Annotated in this window: 19 protein-coding genes; 7 read left to right on the forward strand and 12 right to left on the reverse strand. The window is 67.3% G+C overall.

Annotated elements, in window-relative coordinates:
- Positions 1 to 390 precede the first annotated feature (390 nt).
- Positions 391 to 1,329 (forward strand): replication protein RepA, encoded by a 939-nt coding sequence (locus FHW79_RS29860; protein WP_183182279.1) that lies wholly within the window; start codon positions 391 to 393, stop codon positions 1,327 to 1,329.
- A gap of 984 nt (positions 1,330 to 2,313) precedes the next feature.
- The gene (locus tag FHW79_RS29865; RefSeq protein WP_183182280.1) at positions 2,314 to 2,622 is read left to right on the forward strand and encodes a helix-turn-helix transcriptional regulator; all 309 of its coding nucleotides are present in this window, start codon (positions 2,314 to 2,316) and stop codon (positions 2,620 to 2,622) included.
- Between the two features lie 232 nt (positions 2,623 to 2,854).
- Here the strand turns inward: FHW79_RS29865 and FHW79_RS29870 are convergent, their stop codons facing one another.
- Together FHW79_RS29870 and FHW79_RS29875 are read right to left on the reverse strand one after the other, a co-directional pair.
- On the reverse strand, positions 2,855 to 3,772 hold the full coding sequence (locus FHW79_RS29870; RefSeq protein ID WP_183182281.1) for a ParB/RepB/Spo0J family partition protein: 918 nt from the start codon (positions 3,770 to 3,772) through the stop codon (positions 2,855 to 2,857).
- A 4-nt stretch (positions 3,773 to 3,776) separates the two neighbouring features.
- Positions 3,777 to 4,808, reverse strand: coding sequence for an AAA family ATPase (locus FHW79_RS29875; RefSeq protein ID WP_183182282.1), 1,032 nt, complete (start codon positions 4,806 to 4,808; stop codon positions 3,777 to 3,779).
- A gap of 521 nt (positions 4,809 to 5,329) precedes the next feature.
- Between FHW79_RS29875 and FHW79_RS29880 the strand changes: the two genes are divergently transcribed.
- From FHW79_RS29880 to FHW79_RS29895, 4 genes are all read left to right on the forward strand, one after another.
- On the forward strand, positions 5,330 to 5,641 hold the full coding sequence (locus FHW79_RS29880; protein WP_183182283.1) for a hypothetical protein: 312 nt from the start codon (positions 5,330 to 5,332) through the stop codon (positions 5,639 to 5,641).
- 410 nt (positions 5,642 to 6,051) lie between these two features.
- Positions 6,052 to 6,255, forward strand: coding sequence for a hypothetical protein (locus tag FHW79_RS29885; protein ID WP_183182284.1), 204 nt, complete (start codon positions 6,052 to 6,054; stop codon positions 6,253 to 6,255).
- Between the two features lie 14 nt (positions 6,256 to 6,269).
- The gene (locus tag FHW79_RS29890) at positions 6,270 to 6,959 is read left to right on the forward strand and encodes a hypothetical protein (protein ID WP_183182285.1); all 690 of its coding nucleotides are present in this window, start codon (positions 6,270 to 6,272) and stop codon (positions 6,957 to 6,959) included.
- A gap of 31 nt (positions 6,960 to 6,990) precedes the next feature.
- Complete coding sequence (locus FHW79_RS29895) at positions 6,991 to 7,248, forward strand: hypothetical protein (protein ID WP_183182286.1); 258 nt, start codon at positions 6,991 to 6,993, stop codon at positions 7,246 to 7,248.
- Positions 7,249 to 7,508: 260 nt separating this feature from the next.
- Here FHW79_RS29895 and FHW79_RS29900 read toward each other — a convergent pair whose 3' ends face one another.
- The 10 genes from FHW79_RS29900 to FHW79_RS29945 are packed head-to-tail and all read right to left on the reverse strand — an operon-like array spanning position 7,509 to position 19,289.
- Entirely contained in the window at positions 7,509 to 9,938 is a 2,430-nt protein-coding gene (locus tag FHW79_RS29900; RefSeq protein ID WP_183182287.1) for a type IV secretory system conjugative DNA transfer family protein, read from the reverse strand.
- Positions 9,939 to 9,987: 49 nt separating this feature from the next.
- Positions 9,988 to 10,980 (reverse strand): ATPase, T2SS/T4P/T4SS family, encoded by a 993-nt coding sequence (locus FHW79_RS29905; protein ID WP_183182288.1) that lies wholly within the window; start codon positions 10,978 to 10,980, stop codon positions 9,988 to 9,990.
- Positions 10,981 to 12,693, reverse strand: a complete 1,713-nt coding sequence (locus FHW79_RS29910) for a TrbI/VirB10 family protein (RefSeq protein ID WP_183182289.1) — start codon at positions 12,691 to 12,693, stop codon at positions 10,981 to 10,983.
- Between the two features lie 10 nt (positions 12,694 to 12,703).
- Entirely contained in the window at positions 12,704 to 13,876 is a 1,173-nt protein-coding gene (locus FHW79_RS29915) for a hypothetical protein (RefSeq protein WP_183182290.1), read from the reverse strand.
- Positions 13,873 to 14,592: a VirB8/TrbF family protein gene (locus FHW79_RS29920; protein WP_183182291.1), complete on the reverse strand. Its 720-nt coding sequence runs from the start codon at positions 14,590 to 14,592 to the stop codon at positions 13,873 to 13,875. The genes FHW79_RS29915 and FHW79_RS29920 overlap by 4 nt, the downstream gene beginning before the upstream one ends.
- Positions 14,593 to 14,594: 2 nt before the next feature.
- Positions 14,595 to 14,810 (reverse strand): hypothetical protein, encoded by a 216-nt coding sequence (locus FHW79_RS29925; protein ID WP_183182292.1) that lies wholly within the window; start codon positions 14,808 to 14,810, stop codon positions 14,595 to 14,597.
- A gap of 26 nt (positions 14,811 to 14,836) precedes the next feature.
- Positions 14,837 to 15,883, reverse strand: a complete 1,047-nt coding sequence (locus FHW79_RS29930; RefSeq protein WP_183182293.1) for a hypothetical protein — start codon at positions 15,881 to 15,883, stop codon at positions 14,837 to 14,839.
- Positions 15,876 to 18,491, reverse strand: coding sequence for a hypothetical protein (locus tag FHW79_RS29935; RefSeq protein WP_183182294.1), 2,616 nt, complete (start codon positions 18,489 to 18,491; stop codon positions 15,876 to 15,878). The genes FHW79_RS29930 and FHW79_RS29935 overlap by 8 nt, the downstream gene beginning before the upstream one ends.
- A 37-nt stretch (positions 18,492 to 18,528) precedes the next feature.
- On the reverse strand, positions 18,529 to 18,858 hold the full coding sequence (locus FHW79_RS29940; RefSeq protein WP_183182295.1) for a hypothetical protein: 330 nt from the start codon (positions 18,856 to 18,858) through the stop codon (positions 18,529 to 18,531).
- A 14-nt stretch (positions 18,859 to 18,872) separates the two neighbouring features.
- Positions 18,873 to 19,289: a hypothetical protein gene (locus FHW79_RS29945; protein ID WP_211108547.1), complete on the reverse strand. Its 417-nt coding sequence runs from the start codon at positions 19,287 to 19,289 to the stop codon at positions 18,873 to 18,875.
- Between the two features lie 68 nt (positions 19,290 to 19,357).
- Between FHW79_RS29945 and FHW79_RS29950 the strand changes: the two genes are divergently transcribed.
- On the forward strand, positions 19,358 to 19,696 hold the full coding sequence (locus tag FHW79_RS29950; protein ID WP_183182297.1) for a hypothetical protein: 339 nt from the start codon (positions 19,358 to 19,360) through the stop codon (positions 19,694 to 19,696).
- The last annotated feature ends 4 nt before the right edge of the window (positions 19,697 to 19,700 follow it).

Below are 19,700 nucleotides of genomic sequence, written 5' to 3' on the forward strand. Positions count from 1 at the left end.
CAACCAACCTGCAGGTCGCAAAAGTACGGGAAGCGATCTCCGTACTTTTGCGACCACAAACCTGCAGCAGCGAGCCGAACCACCACGCACGCTGCTGCCCGACCTGTCGCCCCGATTCGCACCCGAGACCCAACTCTTCCTCCCGTACTTTCGCGACGACGACCTCCACCCACGGCGAGTTATCCCCAGCGTCACCCGTACCTTAGCGTCCATCCACCGTATTTTTGCGACCAACGAAGCGGCCGACTCGGGTTTTCAACCGTACTTTCGCGACCAAGCAACTAATAGATAAACAAAACATTCTACAAATAGCCTAGCCGCAAAAGTACGGGTTGACCAGCCGAGCGCCGGCAGCAATCATCACTCCAACGCTCAGCAAGGACAGCAGCTATGGCCGACGTTCACAACTTGATCGCCCGGTTTGGAGTGGATCGCGCCCGCGAAATGCTTCCAACGACCGATCGTAAGGTGATCGACACTGCGGCAGCTGCCCTGGCGACCGAAAGCCGCGCCATGGGCATCACCTACGCCGGCTTCTGCTTGACTTCACTGCCCCACGGGGCGCTCGCCGATAACGAAGTCTGGCGACGCCAAGGCCACGGTGTACGGCTGATCATCGAGCCTGGTCGCCTGCCGACGCCTGGCGGCGGTGATAAGCTCTACGGAGTTCCGTACGGCGCGCGAGCACGTATGATCATGCTCTACCTCCAGACCCAGGCTGTGCAGACCGGGTCACCCGAGATCGAACTCGGAAACTCCATGTATCAATGGCTGACCCGCATGGGGATTTCCGACGGCGGAAAGCAGTATCGAGACGTTCGCGAACAAGCCAACCGGATTTCGGCCTGCAATTTGACGTTCGTCTGGGACGACGACGGCCGGAAGGCGACTTACGCGAAGGACAGCATCATCAAAGGCGGGATTACCTTTGCTGATGCTGAACGCAACAGCAAGCAGCTCGCGCTTTGGACCGAGAAGGTCCGTCTTTCCGACACCTTCTACAAAGCTCTGCGCGAGCATCCCGTGCCTGTCTGGGAGCCGGCGATCAAGCTCATCGCCAACAAGAGCATGGCCATTGACCTCTATATCTGGCTTGCCTACCGCCTCCACGTACTCACAGGCCCGACGCCTATCAGCTGGGCCGCGCTGTTCCAACAGTTCGGCTTCTCATACCGAAACCTCAAACACTTCAAACCGCGACTGGTCGAAGCTTTGACCATTGCAATGGCGGTGTATCCCGAGGCGAAGGTCGACATGACCGACCAGGGAGTGACGCTGTATCCCTCAGCGCCGCCGATACCCGAGCGGAAAATGCTCGTCGGCCGCTGAACCAATTCCGGACTCTTCACCAGACCAAGCTGCGAGACCAACCGGTCGCGAAAGTACGGTCGGGCGCCTTGCGGCCCCCAGTTCGATTGGAAACCGCGCTCCATCGGACGGCGCTTGCAGTGAACTCCAAGCTACGCCGCACATGCGTGGTCGCGAAAGTACGGCAAACCGCCCACCGTACTTTCGCGACCACGCTCATCAGGACCTGCCAGCCGCCTTGGCCCTTCCTAACCCGTACTTTCGCGACCGAGACTGTCCGACAACTCAGCGCCCAACGCGAAGGGCGCGGCAAGCCTGTCCCCACGCGACGCCCGTGGGTCATCATGACCGTGCGGTCAACGCCAACACCAAGAGTGGCGCCATCACCGTCAGAAACCCGTACTTTTGCGACCGAACGCACCGCGTTCCTCCTACCGACGCAAACAGCTCCGGCTTGTTCCTCACCCTACGTCGGTCGGAAGATTACGTGGCCCCCTCCCCTCCCCTTCCCTGCCGTCGACGACGCGCTGCCCGAACTGGAGGTGACCGTTCCCGCCGCCATCTGGGCGGCGCTGATGACGGAGATCGATCGAGCCATCGCCCGGAGCCGAACCGCGCTCGCCTAAGTTCTGACGTCAGAACCTCCACCCCTACGTGCCACGCGATGATAGGACCAGACGCTGTCGCATTGACTAACCCCACCAAACTCCTCCCAGCCATGGATTGGTCAAGGTGGTCGGAGTTAACGGGGGGCCGAAACAATGCCCGTCAAGCCGTCCGCAGGCTCCAAAACTGTCATCGGACACGTTGCGTCGGTGCGCAGTACATGAAGTGCTTGGAAGGCAACCTGCAAAACCTCCACGCGAGGGGCTGACAACATAGCGTGTACGCTATAAATTGCAGTGACCGGCCGTTGCGTGGTCATCCCGCGCGCTTTCGTAAAGAAGACGCAGCCCCTGCCGCGGCTCCGGAAATTGCCCGCCAGCGTGCATAACAGGTGACGACATGACGAAGCTATCTGACCTGAAAACGAAATTGATGGAAGATCCCGAGTTTCGCAAGGAATACGAGGCTTTGGCCCCGGAGTTCGAGTTGTCCGAAATGCTGATTTCGATGCGTAAGTACGGCCGCCTCACTCAGGAACAGATGGCCGAACGCCTGCGCACGACCCAATCCGCCGTCGCCCGCCTGGAGAGCGGCAGACAAGACCCCAAGCTGTCCATGCTCCGCGCCTACGCCGATGCCGCCGGGGTTGATCTGGTGATTGAGTTCCGTCCGAGGCCAGACAACCCCGATGCCCAGACAGTTGCCTGAAACACACGGCCGCTTGCGTCTCTCAACAGCAGGTCAACGTGATGACAAGGCTGGCACGGCTCTGGTCGGCAGACCCCAAGGCTGTCAACGGGCGCACCGCGCCTGAATCGCGGTATGCCGCAGACATTATGACGGAGGTAGCATATGGCAGGAGGCACGCCGGGCAGCAGAGGCGCCGGACGTGCTCTCATCTCCTGCCCTGCCCTGCCGTCGTTCGATCGCTCGCTCGCCCTTACGGGCCGCCCAGAATGTCGTCGATCTCCTGACGAAGACGTCGCAGGCGGTCGCGATCCTCATCCTCCAGGCGGCGTCCGCTTTCCCGAGACTGCCTCAATCCGCGGACCAGACGGTCCAGGCTTTTGAAGTTGAACGACCTTGCCGCCACAGCCTCGGACGCGCCGCGGTCGGAGGGCACGCCGTCGTCCGAGGGCTCTTCCTCCCGCCCCTGCCCCTCGCCTCCAGGCTGGAGCGCACTCCGGATCGCCTTCACGGTGAGGCCGCCGGACCAAGCAAGCCCGATCAGCCTTTGCCGCAGAGCGTCGTCCTCGACGCGGGCAAGCTCGACCAGGACGTTCTTGGCTATGCTCAGTTCTGACGTCAGAACTTTGTCGAGCAGGCTTTCTGGCAGCGACAGTATGCGCAGGACCGCACTGATCTCACTCGTGCGCTTGCCGAGCTTTTCCGCCGCCTGCTTCTGCGACCAGGACATATCGTCCATGAGGCGCTTGACGCCGCGCGCCTCCTCAACGGGCGACAGATCCACCCGTTGCAGGTTCTCGATCAGGCTCACCACAGCGGCGTCGCCTGGGCTTTCGCTGGCGAGAATGGTGGTCCAACCGTTGTGCTGGGCAGCCCGCCACCGACGCTCGCCGGCGACGATGATCCACCGGCCGCGCGCGTCCGGGTCACGTTGCACCAGGATCGGCGACAACTGCCCCTGCTCGGCCATCGTCGTCGCCAGTTCGGCGATGCTGTCGGGATGGAAGGTCTTGCGCGGCTGGTTGGGGTCCGGCTTCACCGCGGAAACGGGCACTTCAAACGAGTGCCGGAAGCCCGTGCCGTCGGTGACCAGGCTGCTGGCGGCGTCCCCGATCATGCTGCTCGCGGCGCCAAGAATGGGCGACAGCCCTTTGCCTTTTCGCGGCGACATCCGTTCAGGCCCCCTCGCCCATCATCACGGCGCTGATGTCGGCGCGTGGGAGCGGTGCGCCGCTCGCGAGCGCGTCGGCCAGACGCCGGTACGCGACAACCCCGCTCGCCGTCGGCGTCATCTCGATCGCGATGCGACCGTTGCGCGCGGCGTGCCCGAAGGCCGCGCTGTTCGTGACCGGCTCCAGAACCGGAACCTTGTCGTCCATGGCTTGAACGAGGTGGGCAACAACCTCCTGATCCACGGACTTGCGGCGGTTGAATTGTGTGGGCAGCACGCCGGCAAGCCGAAGACCCGGATTCAGGCGGCGCTGAACTTTGTTGATGGTTCCCAGGATCAAGCCGACGCCCATCGTGTCGTAGGGCTCCGTCCGCACCGGAATGATCACCTCCTGCGCCGCGGTCAGCGCCATAACGGTCAGCGTGCCGAGGTTGGGTGGAGCATCGATGATGATGTCGTCATAGACGCTACGGACCGCCTCGAGCGCTTCGCGAAGCGCGACGTCGAACCCAGCCTCCCGTCTCTGGTCGGTTTCGGAAAGCGCGATGTGGCTGCCCGCGAGGTCGAAGGGAGCATGGTAGGAGGGAAAATCGTCACTCCCCTGGCCGATGATGATGTCCGCGATGGGCTGGTCGCGCAGTATGACGGTCGCCATCGTGCGGTCCATTTTGTAGGCCGTCACGTGATGCTCGGCGAGGAGCGCCACCGTCGCGGTGGCCTGGGGGTCCATATCGACCAGGAGCACGCGCCGTCCCTTCTGCGCGAGCGCGCAGGCCAGGTTGAGAGCACTCGTGGTTTTGCCGACCCCGCCTTTCTGGTTGGCGACGACGATCGCGCGGGCGTCACGCGGGTGATCGGACACCATGGCTGTGAGAGTGCCGGCGACGTCGTCCGGAATGGGCTCCCGACCGTTTTCCCAGCGCGACACCTTGTGCTTGTCGTAGCTGCGGCCGAGCCGCTCGTTCAGCCGATCCTTGAGGTCAGCCTGGCTCAGCCGGAGTTGCTGACGCAACTCGCGCATCCGTTCGCCGTCCATGTGGAGGTCTCTGGGTTGTTGTTGTGAGGGTACCTTCTCACACCATCCATCAACCCGTCAACTGCCAAGTTGACGGTTGATGCCTGCGGTGTTGCTGCTGCATCGTTCCTGGACCGCCATGGGCCGGGTTCCTTTCGTTAGCTGACCGGCTGCTCGACAGGGCCAGCGGCGGTCATGTGGATGTGCTTGATGGTGTGAGCAGTGCTGCCACACCCGCGGAGGAGGAGGCATTCGCAGTCCGCGGGTACTCCCTCCGCAACATAATCCTCCGTATCCAAGGCGACGCCTCTCCGCTATCTGCCCGGTGGAAGGGCCGCCGTCATCAAGGGAGATCGACCGAGACGAGTTGGTCGCTCAGCCCATACTTACGAAGGAGCATTCCGCACGTTCGTGTATTCATCTTGAACGGGTAACAACGTTTGGTGAGGCGCTTCTGATGAGGTATGCTCCAAGATGTGATACAGGGGGCGGTTCCGTGATGACAAATAGCCCCCAGTCTCAAGTAGGAGGAACAACGCTCCATGCGTCACAGCCAGAGGCTTGCCATCTTGACCAATCAGCTTCGCCGTTCGACCGTCATCATGGGCATCGCGAGCCTGCTTGCGCTGCTCGCCCTGGTTGGCGTTGCGATTGGTTCCGAACTGGACGAGAAAGTCCACGCCTTTGACCGTGCACGCTATCCTCAAGACCCCGCCCTGCCATTCCTGTTGCCGGCTGGCCCGCAGCTATTCGGTTCGTGGACCATCTACAGCTTCTGTCTTGCCATTAGCATCGTGATGCTGGTTTCGGCGCTCATCCGCTCCGTCATAGAAAGCAGCCGACCAAGGGGCTGATTGCTGCCGGGACACCCGTCGCGCACGGTCGGCGCATAGACGAGCGGCCCCGCTTACCAGCTCAGCCTCGATCGCGGCCACGCGACGGGGCTTGAGGCGGTAGGAGCAACAGGAGAGCAAAGCATGGCGAATCCCGCCGATTGGAACACGGAACCCGTTTGCCCGCTCAATACGGCGACCGGAACCACTTTGACCTTTGCCGACCGCCCCGCTGAAACGAGGGGCGGGCACGCTTTGGCCTACAGCGCCACCGGCGATGCCATGACCCGCCACCTGATCAACCTCACGCTTCAGCCGATCCAAGCCCCACGCTGGGGCTCGATAGGGAGCCTTCAGCGGCCAGCCGGCACCGCACGTCAACCGACGGCGGGGCTTAAGGCGGCAGAGCGACCAGCAGCAGGAGCACCGCAGTGGCCCACCTCGCCTATCGTCCAACGCCGACTGGGATCGAGCTTCTGAAGGGCAATCAGACGCTGACCATCACCCACGATGAAGCACACTCACTCATAGCTGGTTGGTTCGGCCCCTATAGCGCGGGCACGCTTCGTGGTGGTGATCCCGCACCGACCGATTTCACCCGCAACGCCCATCCAGCTTTTTCGGTGGTCGAGTAACGAGGATATTGGCGATGCGGTCGAATGGCTTCTACTGGGTTCGCCGGGACGGCAGAGGTTGGATCATTGGGGAGTGGCGATCGGTCGATCGCGCTTGGTTCTTCACCGGTGAACTCCATGGTATCCCGGAAGGGGTCGCGGAACTTCTGGATATCGGGCGGCAGATCGCACCGCTTCGCGCGCCTTCGGATGCGGACGAGCATACTCGACATCTGCAGCGGCGTGTGGCGTTCCTGATGTCCGAAGCCGCCGAGGGAAAGCGCTCGCGCGATATGGCGGTGACTTTCACCCTGCGCACATTATCCAACCACTTCACCGTAGATGCGGACCTCGACTCGCGCGCCATAAAATTGTATAACCTAAGAAAAGGACGCGTGAGCAACGGAGCAATCAACCTGCTTCACCAGCGATCCGCTGAGATGCCGCCGGACGAGGCCCTGGACACGTGGATGGGCGAGACTGTCAACGACCATATGGAACCTTTAAAGGTTGTTTGGACGTGGATGAAAGAAGCGGCGAGGTGGGATAGCCTTACGTATGAGATGGTCGCCAAACGCTTGGCCCAATGGCCGATGATCACGATCACCAGCAGCGAAGACTGCCGGCTCCGTAAGGAGCAAAGGAAGGTTCCGGATATAATCCTGAATCCAACTGCGCGCTACAAAGCTGCTGAGATCCAGATAGTGCGCCCAATCAATTTGTAGGGCGAAGCCCACCGCCCGTATCCTGACCAGAGTGAACTACGCCGCTGCCCTCTTTCTGATAGCTTCCGTCTTCGCCGGCGTGCTCAGCGCTCTTGAAAATTATCCCCGTGTCGTTGCTAACCTGCCCTCAGACCCGGCTGGTCGTTTGGAACTTGCACGCACGTTGGCGCACAGTCGGCTGTTCTTCGCGGTTCCCGTCGCGCTGATCGGCATTGCCTTTCGGCTCATGTCTCGTCCGGTCGTCTCCCTGGAGGCCCGCACGCCCGATGCCGCCCAGGCGAACGCCTAAGTCTCAGATCGGACGGGTGCGACCGGCCTCGGGCAATCGCTTTGGCGTAAGAGGCCATCCACGCTGTACGCCGGGCCTTCAAGTTCTGACGTCAGAACTTTTTCCCTACCGCGCTGAAGATCCGGCGGTGGCCGTGCTCCACGTTGCCACACCGGCATCGTCCAGGCCGGGGTGACCGCGAAGTTCTGACGTCAGAACTTCCGTGATGACGCTTCGGGTTCGGCGCGCTGGTGAACCCGCGTCCCGGCGCCTTGGAGCCTTCAGCGGAAGCGGCTCAGCAAGCCCGCGAGGCGGCGCGGCACCGCTCGCAAGCCTCGCGTCTGCGGGGCAGGGGCGGGCGTCGGCGGCGTCTGCGCGCGGGGCGCGTACAGCACGCTCTTGATCTGCTTGGCCATCGCCGCACGCTTCGCGAGCTTGCGGTCCCGGAACCACACCGGAGGCCGGCCGTAAACCGGCCGATTCATGGCGCCGGAGAACTGCACCATCATCCTCCCCCACCGCTTCTTCTGCGGGTCGAGCTTCTGCATCGACATGATGTCGTCGGCGCGGAACAGCGGCTTGCCGGCCAGCTTGCGCTGCCGGTTGTAGGCAAACAGGTTCACGCCCTGGCCGAAGCCCACCTGCTGGGAACCCGAATCCTCCACGAAGGTGGTGTCGCCGATCGACTTCTGAACCTCGTCGGCGGCTTGCCGGTCGGTCTGGGTGAACCAGACGAAGTAAGACATCGAACCGGTCAGCGAGCGCTTGATGCTTTCGCCGCCGCTGCCGTAGCGCGTGACGATCTGGGCGGTGTTCTGCCCGACCAGAACCAGGGCGACCCGCTGCCCGCGGCCGAAAGCCGGGATCTTCGGCAGGCTCGCGAGCGGCGGCATCGTCCAGAACTCGTCGGCAAGAAACAGCACCGGACGCCGCTCCTTCACCTCCTTGACCGGGGTGGAGAGCAGGAAGTCGGCGGCCTGGTCGAAGAACAGGCCGGTCAGACGCCCGTAGTATTCGGCGTCCTCGATGGACACGGTGATGTAGACGGTGATCGGCTTGCCGAGGGTGTCGGAGCGCGTGCGCAGCATGCCGCGCAGATCCGACAGGCCGAAGTCGGAGGTCCGCGTGCGCGAGCGCACCACCGCGTTCTTGAAGACCGCGATGGCGCTTCCGGCCGTGGAGATGACCGAACCGCGCTCGCGGTCGGGCTTCATAAGCAGGCCGTTCAGTTCCTGCAGGCAGCGCGGGCTGAACCCGTTGCTGCGGCCGAACGCGATGGCGTCCTCGAGCAGCTTGGCCGTGCGGTCGCCGTCGGCGGCGTCGCCGCCGGTCGGGTTCTGCTGCGACCCGATGTTGTCGGGCAGAGCCACCGCGCCGGGGTGGTGCACGCCGTCGCCATCGGTGACCGGTCGGGTCTGCTGCAGGTCGCTGAACCCGTCCTTGTCGACCTCCAGGGCCCCCTCGAGCCAGAAGAGCAGGTCGCTGAAGGTCGCCTCGCGCGCCTCCAGCTCGGCGCGGTGCAGCTCGTACAGGATGAAGCCGGTGAGCGCGGCGCGGCCGGTGTTGCGCCAGTGCGCCTCGATGGTTTCCGGAATCAGCGTGGCGCAGGTGCGGTCGACGAAGGTTTCCAGCTTGCCGACCAGCCCCTGCGCCTCCTCGAAATCGGCGACACGGACGGCGAAGAGACGGCCGGCCGCCGCGGCCGCGCCGACGCGCAGCGCGCCGACACGCCCGGGCTCGACGACGAGGCGCTCCTGCCAGCCGTCGCCGCGCTCGACCTCGCGCAGCACCCGGTTGAACACCGTGCGTGCGTCGTCGTAATGCTCATCAAGCGCGGTCAGCAGATCCCGGCGCAGCCGGGCCAGGGTCATGCCGAACGGCATGGCGCGGACCGACAGGAAATTGTAGCGGTGGCCCTGGTTGTCGCCCCAGGCCAGACGGAACACCGGGCCGAGCTGCGAACGCCAAGCGCCCGTCGTCTCGAACAGCTCGCCCTTGGGGTCGTTGACGACGATCGACGGGCCCGGCAGCTCGGCGTCGTCCGGCCAATCGGCCAGAAGGTTCGTGGTGAGCAGAACGCTCTTGCCCGTTCCGGGCGGCGCCACGACCAGCGCGGACAACCACTCCCAGTTCCGCACGGCGGCACCCCGCATCGTCGTGCTGACCGGCGAGCCGGCGTACAGCGTCAGCACCAGACCGGTGCGGCAAAACAGCCGGTCCAGCCGGAGATCCCGCAGCGTCGCCCATTTCGCGGCGCCCTTGGAGACGTAGCGCGGGTCGTGCGGGCAAACCCGCGCCAGCACCAGAAACGTCGCCACCCCGGCCGCCCAGCTGACCAGCCACTCGGGCGCCGGGCCGGCCCACACCTCTCCGGTCCACCGGTGATAAAGCCACGGCCACGCGCCGCGTCCCTCCATGGGTTGATTCCAGAACCGCTCGACCAGATGCGGCCACCAGCCGTCCAGCGAGCCCCAGACGCCGACCACGAAGGAAAAGGCCGCTTCCACCCAACGGATGCCGAAGCCCGGCGCCCAGTGGCGCCAGTCGCGCATCCAGCCGTCCGGCGTGGCGATCCAAGGGTCGTAGAGCTGGGCCAGCGGCCAGCTCAGCACCATGAGGAGAGCGCCGACGGCGAAGCCGGCGCACAGCGCCCCGACCTGCCACCACACCCATTTCCGCCGCCCGGGTTCCTCATCGAGCCATTCCCGCATCGCGCCGCTCCTCCTACCGTCCTGCCGGGCCGAAACCCTGCGGCGCCTCTCACATCGCGCCGGCGGTGACCCGCCGCCACGGCACATCCAACTCGCCGGTCGCCGGGTCCTTCCAGGCGATGCCGGTCACCTCGCGGCGGTCAACGCCGGTCTTGGCGACGTGCACCACGACATCCACAGTCCGCGCCAGAAACGCGACGATCTCCGCGCTGCCTTGGCTGCCCTCGCGCATCGCGATGTTGCGCCGCCACGCCTCCAGGGCGTCCAGCGGCGAGTTCGAATGCAGCGTGGTCAGGAAACCGCCCAAGGCCCCCGTGTTGAGCAGTCGCATCGCCGGCACGGCGTTGTCGTAGCTCAGCTCGTTGAGCACGGTGACCGAACCGTTGAGCCGCAGAACGCTGTCGATCAAGTCGCCGAAATCCGGAGCCATCACCGACTGGGCGAACCGGCTGCGCATCAGAGCGATCTGGTTGGGGTGCGGCAGCTCCAGCTCGTCGAGGTCGCCGATGACGACGACACGGCGATGCCGCGGGATCTCCCGAGCCAAAAGGCGCAGCAAAGACGACTTTCCCGACCCGACCGCGCCCGACACCAGGACGGTGGCCCCCGCCGCGATCGTCCGGCACAGGCGGGTGGCCACGCCGTCGGCCAAGCCGAAGTCGGCGAGAGTGCGCTTCTCGTCGACGCGGTAGAGTCGGATCGACAAGGCGATCCCGGACGGCACGGTATGGCCGAGGATGGCGTGCAGCCGATGGCGGCCCGGCAGCACGAGCGAGAGGATCGGTTTGGCGCGGACGTCGTCCCGGTTGGTCGGGAAGGAGTGGCCGGACACGTTGGCCAGCCCGAGGCAGAACATCCAGGCCCAATCGGCGGTGCACCAGGGCGCCGTCTCGGCGGCGTAGCCCAGGCCAACCCGCTCGATCCAGATCTCGCCGAAGCCGTTGATGCTGATCTCAGTGACCTTCTGGTCGCGGATCAGCGGCGTCAACGGGCGCACCAGCTCCCGGATCGACGGGTGGTTGTCGAGGGTCCAATGCTCCACTTACCAGGTCCTTCCGGGGGCCACCCGCTGCACCGCCACGCCGGAGTGCGGGCTTCCGAGGGGGCTGGTCTGGCCCGGCTGCAGAGCGCCGTTGGTCTGTTGCACGACGCCCCCGCGCGACGCCTCGTACCCGGAGGCCGCGCCGTAGGCACCACCGGCGGACGGCGGGTAGGCGGACGGGGCGTAGGAGGGCGGGGGGGGCATCCGCTGGCCCCCCGTCGGCTGAGCGGCGGGCTGGAACTGTGGGTTGAGGCGTTCGCCGACACCACCGCGCCCCGTTTCGCCCATCACCAACGGCCCTTCCTCTGGTGAGCGAATCCACAGGTCGGTGGTCGGGATGATCAGCACCTTGGTTCCCGGCGGGACGACGACCTGGTTCTGCGCCCGCAGGCGCTCCAGCTCACGCCCGACCAACTCGTTGACGCCGTCGGCCATGGAGCGTCCGAACGCCACCGCCGCTTCGCCGGCGGCGCTGCGGTTGGATTGCGTGCTGGTGGCCAGCCCGGTGGTGATGTCGATCGCCGAGGTGATGGTTGAACGGTCGAGCGCGCCGATCAGCCCGCCGGTGGCCGCGTTCACCGCGGCGCCGAGCACGGTGGCCAGCAAGGCCCGGTCGGTGCCGCGGTCGACGTGGCCGGGCAGACCCTTGCGCCCGAGCGCGTCGCTGGCCGCCTCCTCGATCAGAATGTGGGCGCGGTCCCCGGCGCGGATGATGCGACGCCACCGCAGATCGACGCGCTCCTGGCTGCCGCCCACCGCGGTGCATTCGCCGATGAGCGAGCTGCCCGCCGGGATCAGCACCGTGCGGCAGCTCCCGTTGCCCCCGGAGTTGTAGACGTGGCGGTCGACGACGGCGCGCACCTCGCCGCATTGCGAGGCGTCGATGTAGGTCAGCAGATGCGCCTCGATGACGCTGTCGGCTCCGACCACCCGGCAACTGTCCACCGGCAGGCTCGAGGTGTAGGACGGGTAGCCCGCGTAGGTCGGCTGGCTGACGGCCGGCTCGGGCGCGGTGTTGACCGTGCGGAACCGCTGCTGGCGGGTCTCGTACGCCTCCTGCGCCGCCCGCGGTGCGTCGCGGGCCGGCGCCGGCCCGAGCTGCGGAACGCCGGCGATCCGCTGCTCGCGCATCCGGTCGCGCAGGCTGGTGTCGGGCGGCGCCGACACCGCGGGCGGCGGGGCAGGGGGCGTGGCCAGCCCCTCCAGGGGCACGGCGAGAGGGTCGCCGGTGGCCGGCTGCACGAGCAGCTGCCCCGCCGCCGCCCCGCCGGCCGCCGGCCGGTACACCAAGCCGAGCAGACAGCTCTGCGCCGGGTCGAGCGCCTCCGGGCAGCCTCCGTCGATCGCGTAGGCGCCATCGCCGTTCAAGCCGACCGTCAGCGCCAGCCGCGATCCGCCGGTGTTCGTCACGCGCACCGTCGCGCGCGCCGCGCCGCCCACAACCGCCTCAAAATGAACGGCATCAGGGACAACCTGGAGACGCCCCGGTTCGCTCGCCGGCGGCGGAGCCGGCGCCGGCGCCGGGACGGACGGAGAGGGCGCCGGCACGCTCGTCTGGAAGCCGGGCGCGCTCGCCGGGCCGGTGGCCAGCATCGGCGGCGGCGGGGGCGGGGAGGGCGGGGGGGCGTCGTCCAGGAACAGGGACGCGCCGATCCCCAGAAGGACGAGCGCGCCCCCGCCGATCCACAACACGCCTTTCGCGTTCACGGGCATGGGGCCTCCGTCACCGTTTGTCGAGCGCCGGGTCGACGACGAACACGCTTGGCGGCGGCGGCGGGCTGTCCTCGGCGATGCGCCGCACGCACAACCAGGTCGCACCGGACTGCAGCATCACCGTGTCGGCCGGCGACTTCACGACCAGCATGGAGGAGTCGGGACCGATCCACTCCTGCTGGGCGGGGGAGGGGACCCCGTCCACGACGTTGAGCGCGATCGGTTTGGACATCTGGTCGGCGCGCCGGCCGTAATCGATGAACAGCCACGCGCCGTCGAAGGCGATGTGCTCCGGGGCCAGCCACGCCACCGACGGATCGGGACCGAAGGCCCGATAGGCGTCGAAGCGCATCGCGGCCGCGTTGAACGGAATGCGCCGCACGAAATCCCCTGGCGCTGCGTCGTTCGCCGCGGCCGCGGCGCCATCCGGCTGGCAGGCCGCGTCGTGCTCGACGATGACCGTCAAATCGGAAACGTTCGCGTAATCCAGCTTCTCGGCGAAGACCTGGAAGGCGTACAGCCGCCCGCTACGGGTGCGGATGTGCAGGCTGGTGTCGGAGCCCGACACGATGGTCGAGAGCTCGGCCTCGTTGAGCGGAATGCCGCTTGCCCGGGCCTGCGCCGGACTGCCGGCGGCGATCGCCTGCACCTGGGTGGTGAAGCCGCGCGACTCACCGACGCTGGCCAGCGTGATCTCCTCGCAGGGCGGCAGCCGGATCAGGGTCTGCTTGAACGCGCGGATGTGAATGACGCCGATCTTGTTGTCGCGCATGCGCAGCACGCGCACCCCCGGCGCGACCTGCCCCGGCGCGGCGACCGGCTGGCGCCACGCCTCGTGGGTGTCGTCGAGCGATTCATAGGGATTGAGCTCGGGCGGCGCGGCGGCTTCCGAGGGGCTGGCGCCTGCGGCGGTCGACCGCGTCACCGGCGCGGCGCCCGCCGCCGTGCTGCCGGTCCGTCCGCCGCCGCCCGGCAGGGTGGCCCCTTGCGGGGTGTACAGCGGCGCGGCGGTGCGGACGCCGGCCCCCGTCGAACCGCCCGGCGCGCCGTGCTCGAGCTCATCCTGGATCGGTGCCGCGCCGGCGTGCTGGACGACCGGAGCGAACAGGGCGAGGATGCCGCCGAGCAGCACGGCCAGACGGCGTTGGCGATCCTGTCGCCGGCCTATCATCCGGGTCATCATCGCACCTCGCTCAACGACGCCGACACGACCGAGAAACCGAGGAGGAAGGCCCCGGCGTCGATCTGCCGCGACGCGTCCGACAACGTGGCGCTCTGGGGTGCCGCGAGCGTGGTGCGCAGCAGCATGCGCCACCGACCACGCGGCACCGTGATGCCCTTTTCCGTGTCCTGGAGGGTGAACTCGGCCACCCAGTAATCGCTGCTGGTCTGCGAGACGCTGAGCCCGACGACATCGCGCTGGATGCCGGCGTCGATGGCGGCCTTCACCTTGGCACGATCGTTCTCGAATTCCTCGTAGACGCCCTTGGCCGAACGCTCGCGCAGCCAGAGGACGCGGGGGCCCATGCTCGCGTTGTCCGGAATCACGGCAAAGCGGTAGTCGATCCAGCGCCGCACCCACGCCGCCTGCATTTCGACCAGGGCGTCGGCGCGCTCGTGCAAGCGGGCGACCTCCACGGCGAACTTGGTCTCGGGGTGAATCGTCACGAGGAACGGTTCGATGGTCTTGAGCGGGAGGATCGCGACGATCGCCGCGGCGAGCGCCACGATCACGCCGGCTTCGACGCCGGCGACGACGGCGATCAGGCGCGCCGTTGGATGCCAGTTGCGCCAGGAATGCCCGCTGTCGTAGGCGCCCGGATAGGTGCCGCCCATTGGACGGGCCACCGCCTCGACCTCGATCGGGGCGACCCGGGCGCGGTTAAACAGCCGCAGCATGGTCAAGCCTCCAGGGCACGGTGCAGGGTGTCGAGAAACCGTCGGCGTGACGCCGCGTCGTCGCCGGGAAGCGGCAGCTCGGCGCAGGCGCAGGGGGCTGCCTTCAGGTCGTTGGGGTGCCGGCCGATCCCGCGCGGGGCGGGGAGCTCACTCGACCCGCAGCCGGACAGCAGAAGGGCGGTGGCGACCGCCACGACGGGGGCAGCGTGCCGCGCCACGTGCCGACGGCCCAACCGCGGCCGCCTCATGGCGTGGCCCCCGCGGTGTCGGTGGGGGGCAGAATGGCTTGGGCCAAGCCATCGCCCGTGGTAGGCGCCGTCCCCGGAGCCATCCACAGCGCGTCCTCGCCGCCGCCGGGGCGCTTGCTCAGGTTGCGGCCGCCCAGGTACTGGGCCGCCTGGAAGCGGCCGATCACCGCCATCTGGGCGTTCAGCCGCTGGGTTTCCTCCAGCAACGCCATGGTCGCGGCCAGTTGCGCCGCCCCCTGCTCGCGCCCGTTCTTCGCGCTCTGCGCCTGCTGGAGCAGCTCGCGGTTCCGGTCCGCCGCCTTGGAGGCGGCGAAGCCGTTGAAGATCGACGTCGAGTGCAGCTCGAGCGCGCCGACCTCCCGCTCGATGCGGCCGCGGCTTTCGACGATGCGCGCGGTGGCGGGATCGTGCGCCGCCCAGGCGGAGAGGAACTCGTAGGTGAAACCGCGCGATGCCGTGGTCGTCGAGTAGTGCCCGAGCGTCGGGATGATGTCCCAGCCGGGAAAGCGCGGGCGCGAGTCCGACCAGGAGCCGGCCTGGCCTAGTGCCCGATCGAGACGGTCGGTCGCTTTGGAGAGCTTGCCGATCTCGTTGTAGAGATTGCCACCCGCTTTCAAGGCGCTCCCCGCGGCGTTTAGCGCATCCTTGGTTTCCTGGCCCATGGAAACGCCGTCGAGCAGGCCGTAGTCGCTGGCCACGCCGCCCAGGGCCAGCAGGCCCGCGATCGGTCCGCCTTCGCCGAAGGCGTTGACGATGCGCGTCGCGACGGTCACGAGCTGGGTGACCTGCGCCACCGTCTGCGCCGCCTGAACCACGCCCTTGACCGATTCCGCGAAGTTCGCCGGATCGAAGACCACGTCGCCGACCCCAAACAGGGCGCGCGCCGGCTGGCTCGTCATCAGCCCGATCGGCACGATGGCCAGCCACGCCGCCGCGGCGACCGTCAGGACCCGCCGCGACAGGCTTGCCCGCGGCGGAGCGGCCATCGGCGGGCGGAAGCCGTAGCTGATCGAGGTGTAGCCCCGTGGTCGCCGCTCAGACATGCTCCGCCTCCACTCGTTGAACCTTGGCCGCGACGCGATGGGCCCGCATCAGATACTCGGACGCCGGGTCGGCCGGCGCCACGCGGCGCGCCTCATGCGCGGCCAAAGCGAAATCCTGGCCGCCGCGGAGAAACAGTTCGTCCTCGCCGAGCCCCGACTGGTCGAGGTCGACGATGACGGAAATGCCTGAGGCCGGCTTGCGCACCAGCGCCGGATAGCGGCAGTCGGGGCGGGTGAGGCCCATCGCGAAGGCGCGCTCGGTCGGCGTCAGGTCGAACGCGGCCCAGTCGATCTCCTTGGAGCCGCTGATCGGGAAGATGATCTGGGTGCCGAAGCTGCCGCGCATCGCCGCGGTGAAGTCGGCGTCGCCGATCGCCGCGATGGCCGTCGGCTCCTGGAAGACCATGCAGACCGACTCCCGCCGGCGCCGCCCTTCCCGCAGCTCGCGCATGAGCTCCTTGCGCATGACCGCCGAGGAGGTGATCAGCGGCCGCGATTCGTCCACCACCACCATGCTCGGCGCGCCGCCGGCGGCGCGCACGGACCGGCGATGCCGGTACCACAGGTAGGCGACGACCGGCGCGGCCAGGCGCGCGTCCTCCAGGATGCTGGTCATGTTGAAGACGTTGACGCGCTTGGTCATCGCCAAGCCGTCGCGCGACGTCTGCCAGATGCCGCCGAGCTGCTTGGGGTCGATCCAGCGCTGGAGGGCCTGCCGGACGGCGGACTGCGGCGGGAAGGCGATCGAACCGATGGCCTCCAGCGTGCGTGCCTGCACCGGGGTCATTTCGTTGTAGCGGACGAAGGAGCCGAAGGCGGCCATCGCCTCGTCGTCATCGGCCTCGCAGAGCAGCGACAGCCACACCCGCAGGTGCTGCTGGTCCGCCGGGTCCGAGGCGTCGAGGTCGGACAGGGGGTTGAGCTTGGCCGTCTTCAGCCCGCCGTGGGCGTCGACGAAGTCGAAATAGTCGGCGTCGACGGCGAGCGCCCAGGCGGCCGAGGCGAAGTCGCGGTCGAACCACATCACCTGCATGCCGGCGTAGCGCAGGGCGGCCGCGGCCAGCAGTTGCAGGAACTTGGTCTTGCCCGACCCCGGCTGGCCGATGACCAGCATGTGGCCAAGCGCTTCCTTGGCCTCGCTGGCGTGGGGGACGAACCCGAAGGTCGTCCCGAACTGGGTGCGCAGGGGCAACACCGGCTGTGCCCCCCAGTCGCAGCGCGCGTGGCCTTCCGAGACGTTCTCGAACAGAATGAGGTCGCTGAGGTTGCCGGTGAAGAAGTGGCAGGGGCGCAGCGCCTGGTTGTAGGTGGGAAACTGGCTGAAGTAGAGGTGCTCGGCTTCGTCCTTCGAACACACCAGCGGCCGCATCTGGTAGTCGCGCATGATCTGCGTGACCTGGCGGACCGTGGTCATCGCTTCCGAGCGCGAGCGCCCGTAGCAGAGTATCCAGGTCTCGTAGGCGGCGATGCCTTCCTTGTTCACCGAGATCGGCGACAGGCGCTCGTCGGCGATCGCCTTCTGCTCGACCACGGTGAGCTCGTCGTCCTCGTTGGAGCGGGCGTTGTTCGCGGCCATCTTCACCATGGACTGCGCGTCGTCGGCCGGGATGGGCTGGATGCGGTGCATCACCGTCAGCTCGCCGCGCACCCTCAGGAGGTCGCGGTTCATCGCCTCAGCGGTGCCGTCGCCCCACATCGGCACGGCGACCACGAAGGCGTACACCTCGTCACCGGCTCCGGCGCCGAACCGGATCAGCCCGTCGGGATAGGTTTCGACCCAGCCCCCGGCGAGCCGGCTGGCCAGACCGCTGCCGAAGGCCCCGGCGCGGGCCAGGTCGGCGATCTGCGTGTCGCTGTAGCCGAGACGGGCGGCGTCGGTGCGGGTGATGCGGTCGGAGCGGCGCTGCCCGACGACGAGGCGACCGACGTTCGCCGGGTTGATGCGCTGTCCCCAAAACTCGAGAAGGGGATCGCTTTCGCCGTCAAGGTCGAGGCGCACCGGCCCGAACGGCTCCAGGATGCTCAGGGTCTGGTCGACGGCCCGTTCCAAGCGCTCGCGGGCGCGTTGCGTCGCCCCGGCCACCTCCAGGACGACCGTGGAGTCGAGCACGAAGCTCTCTTCGAACTGGGCGAACCAGGTTTCGACGAGGCGGCGCGCCCGCCGGGTCGGCGCCTCGCCCTCCGGACGCCGCCACGCGATGCGCCGGCGGATCTGGAACACGCGGTAGGTGATGCCGGGGTCGAGTTCGGCAAACCATTGCCGCCGCCGCGCCCTCTTGGCTTCGATCTCTTCAAGCCCAGCCGCGGTGAGGTCGAGGCCGGCCACGCGGATCGCGACGGTCAGCGCGCCGTCGCGCATGCGCAGGCCGCCGTGCATCGGCTCGTCGAAGGGAAGCAGATCGCCGAGCCGTGTTTCGTCGATGCGCTTCAGCAGCACGCGGTTCAGCGCCGGCACGCCGAACCCGGCGAGCAGCGCCGCGCTCGCCACCGACAGGCCCGTGGCGGCCGCGGCGGACCACCAATGCGCCGCTCCACCCACGAGCGACGCGTAGTCACGCCAGGGCATGTCCGCCAGTGCGGCCGGATTCACCTCATCCCACCCGGTCATCCATCACCTGTCTGCGTCTGCGCCGGTGCCACCGCCGTCAGGAAAAGCGGCTCACGCCCGCCGAGAGGGCCACCCGGTTCTGGGTGCGCCGCAGCGACGCGCCGACGCCCCAAGGGTGGCGCGTCCACACACGGGCGCGCCACACGCTCGCCACGAAAGGGTCGGCGCGGTACGCGCGGCGCAGCCAGAAATGCGTTGGCAGGTAGAGGAGGTAGACTTCGATCTGCAGCACGTCGCCCGTCCACAGGCCGACGAGCACCGCCAAGGTGGTCAACGCGATGACGGCCCAGAACGCCAGATTGGGCGGCACGCCCAGAACCTGGCGCGGGTAGGCGATGAGCGGAAGGATCAGGTGGCGGTCGTTCACGGCCCCTCCGGCGGCTACAGCTGTTCAAAGGGGTTGTTGTCGCCGAACCACTTCACGACGACGTCGGCCTTCACCGCGATGACGCCGGCCAGCAGGATGGCGATAACCCACACCGGAGACACCTTGCCGCCCTTCCACGCCGCGTAGACGCAGATGCCGATGACGGCGAGGACCATGAGGATGCGAATGAGCATCATGAAACCGGCGCCCGCCGATTTGCCCTTCTCCGCGGCGTAGGTGAACGGGTCCTGCGCGGCGGCCCAGGCCGCGCCCAGGCCGGCCACGTCGATGCTGCCGAGCAGCGCCAGGTACACCGCCACGCTGAGCACCGCCGCGACGGCCAAGCGCGCCACGGAACTCCCACCAAGCACACCGACCTCGCGTTGCCTCGTGCACACCGACTTGACCCCATTGCCTCGGATCGTGATCATCCGTCGCCACTCCGTTCCCCAGGCCGTCCGGCCCTTAAGCGTTTGACCCCACATCAGCGGCGGAAGCCATGCCCGATCTGCGCTACAAGAAGGTGCTCGACCTGCCGGTCCTTCTGCACCCCCACGCCTCCGATCTCGACCTCGCACACCGCCGCTATCATCTGCAGCCCGCAGCCATCGACGCCGCCTTGCGGGAGATCGGCGCCGTGATTGACGCCGGCGGACGCAAGCCGAAAAGCTTGAGCGTGACCGCTGATCTGAACCGTCGGGTGACCGATCTCGCGCAGCGCCACGCCACCACTCAGTGGCAAATCGTCAGCGCTCTCCTGTGCCTGGCGGCCTTCGACCAGCTATGCCCCACTTACACTGAACGATCGCCAATTCTTCCGCAACCTTCGCGAAGGTAGGCGC

Source organism: Azospirillum sp. OGB3, assembly GCF_014192915.1.
Classification (GTDB): domain Bacteria; phylum Pseudomonadota; class Alphaproteobacteria; order Azospirillales; family Azospirillaceae; genus Azospirillum.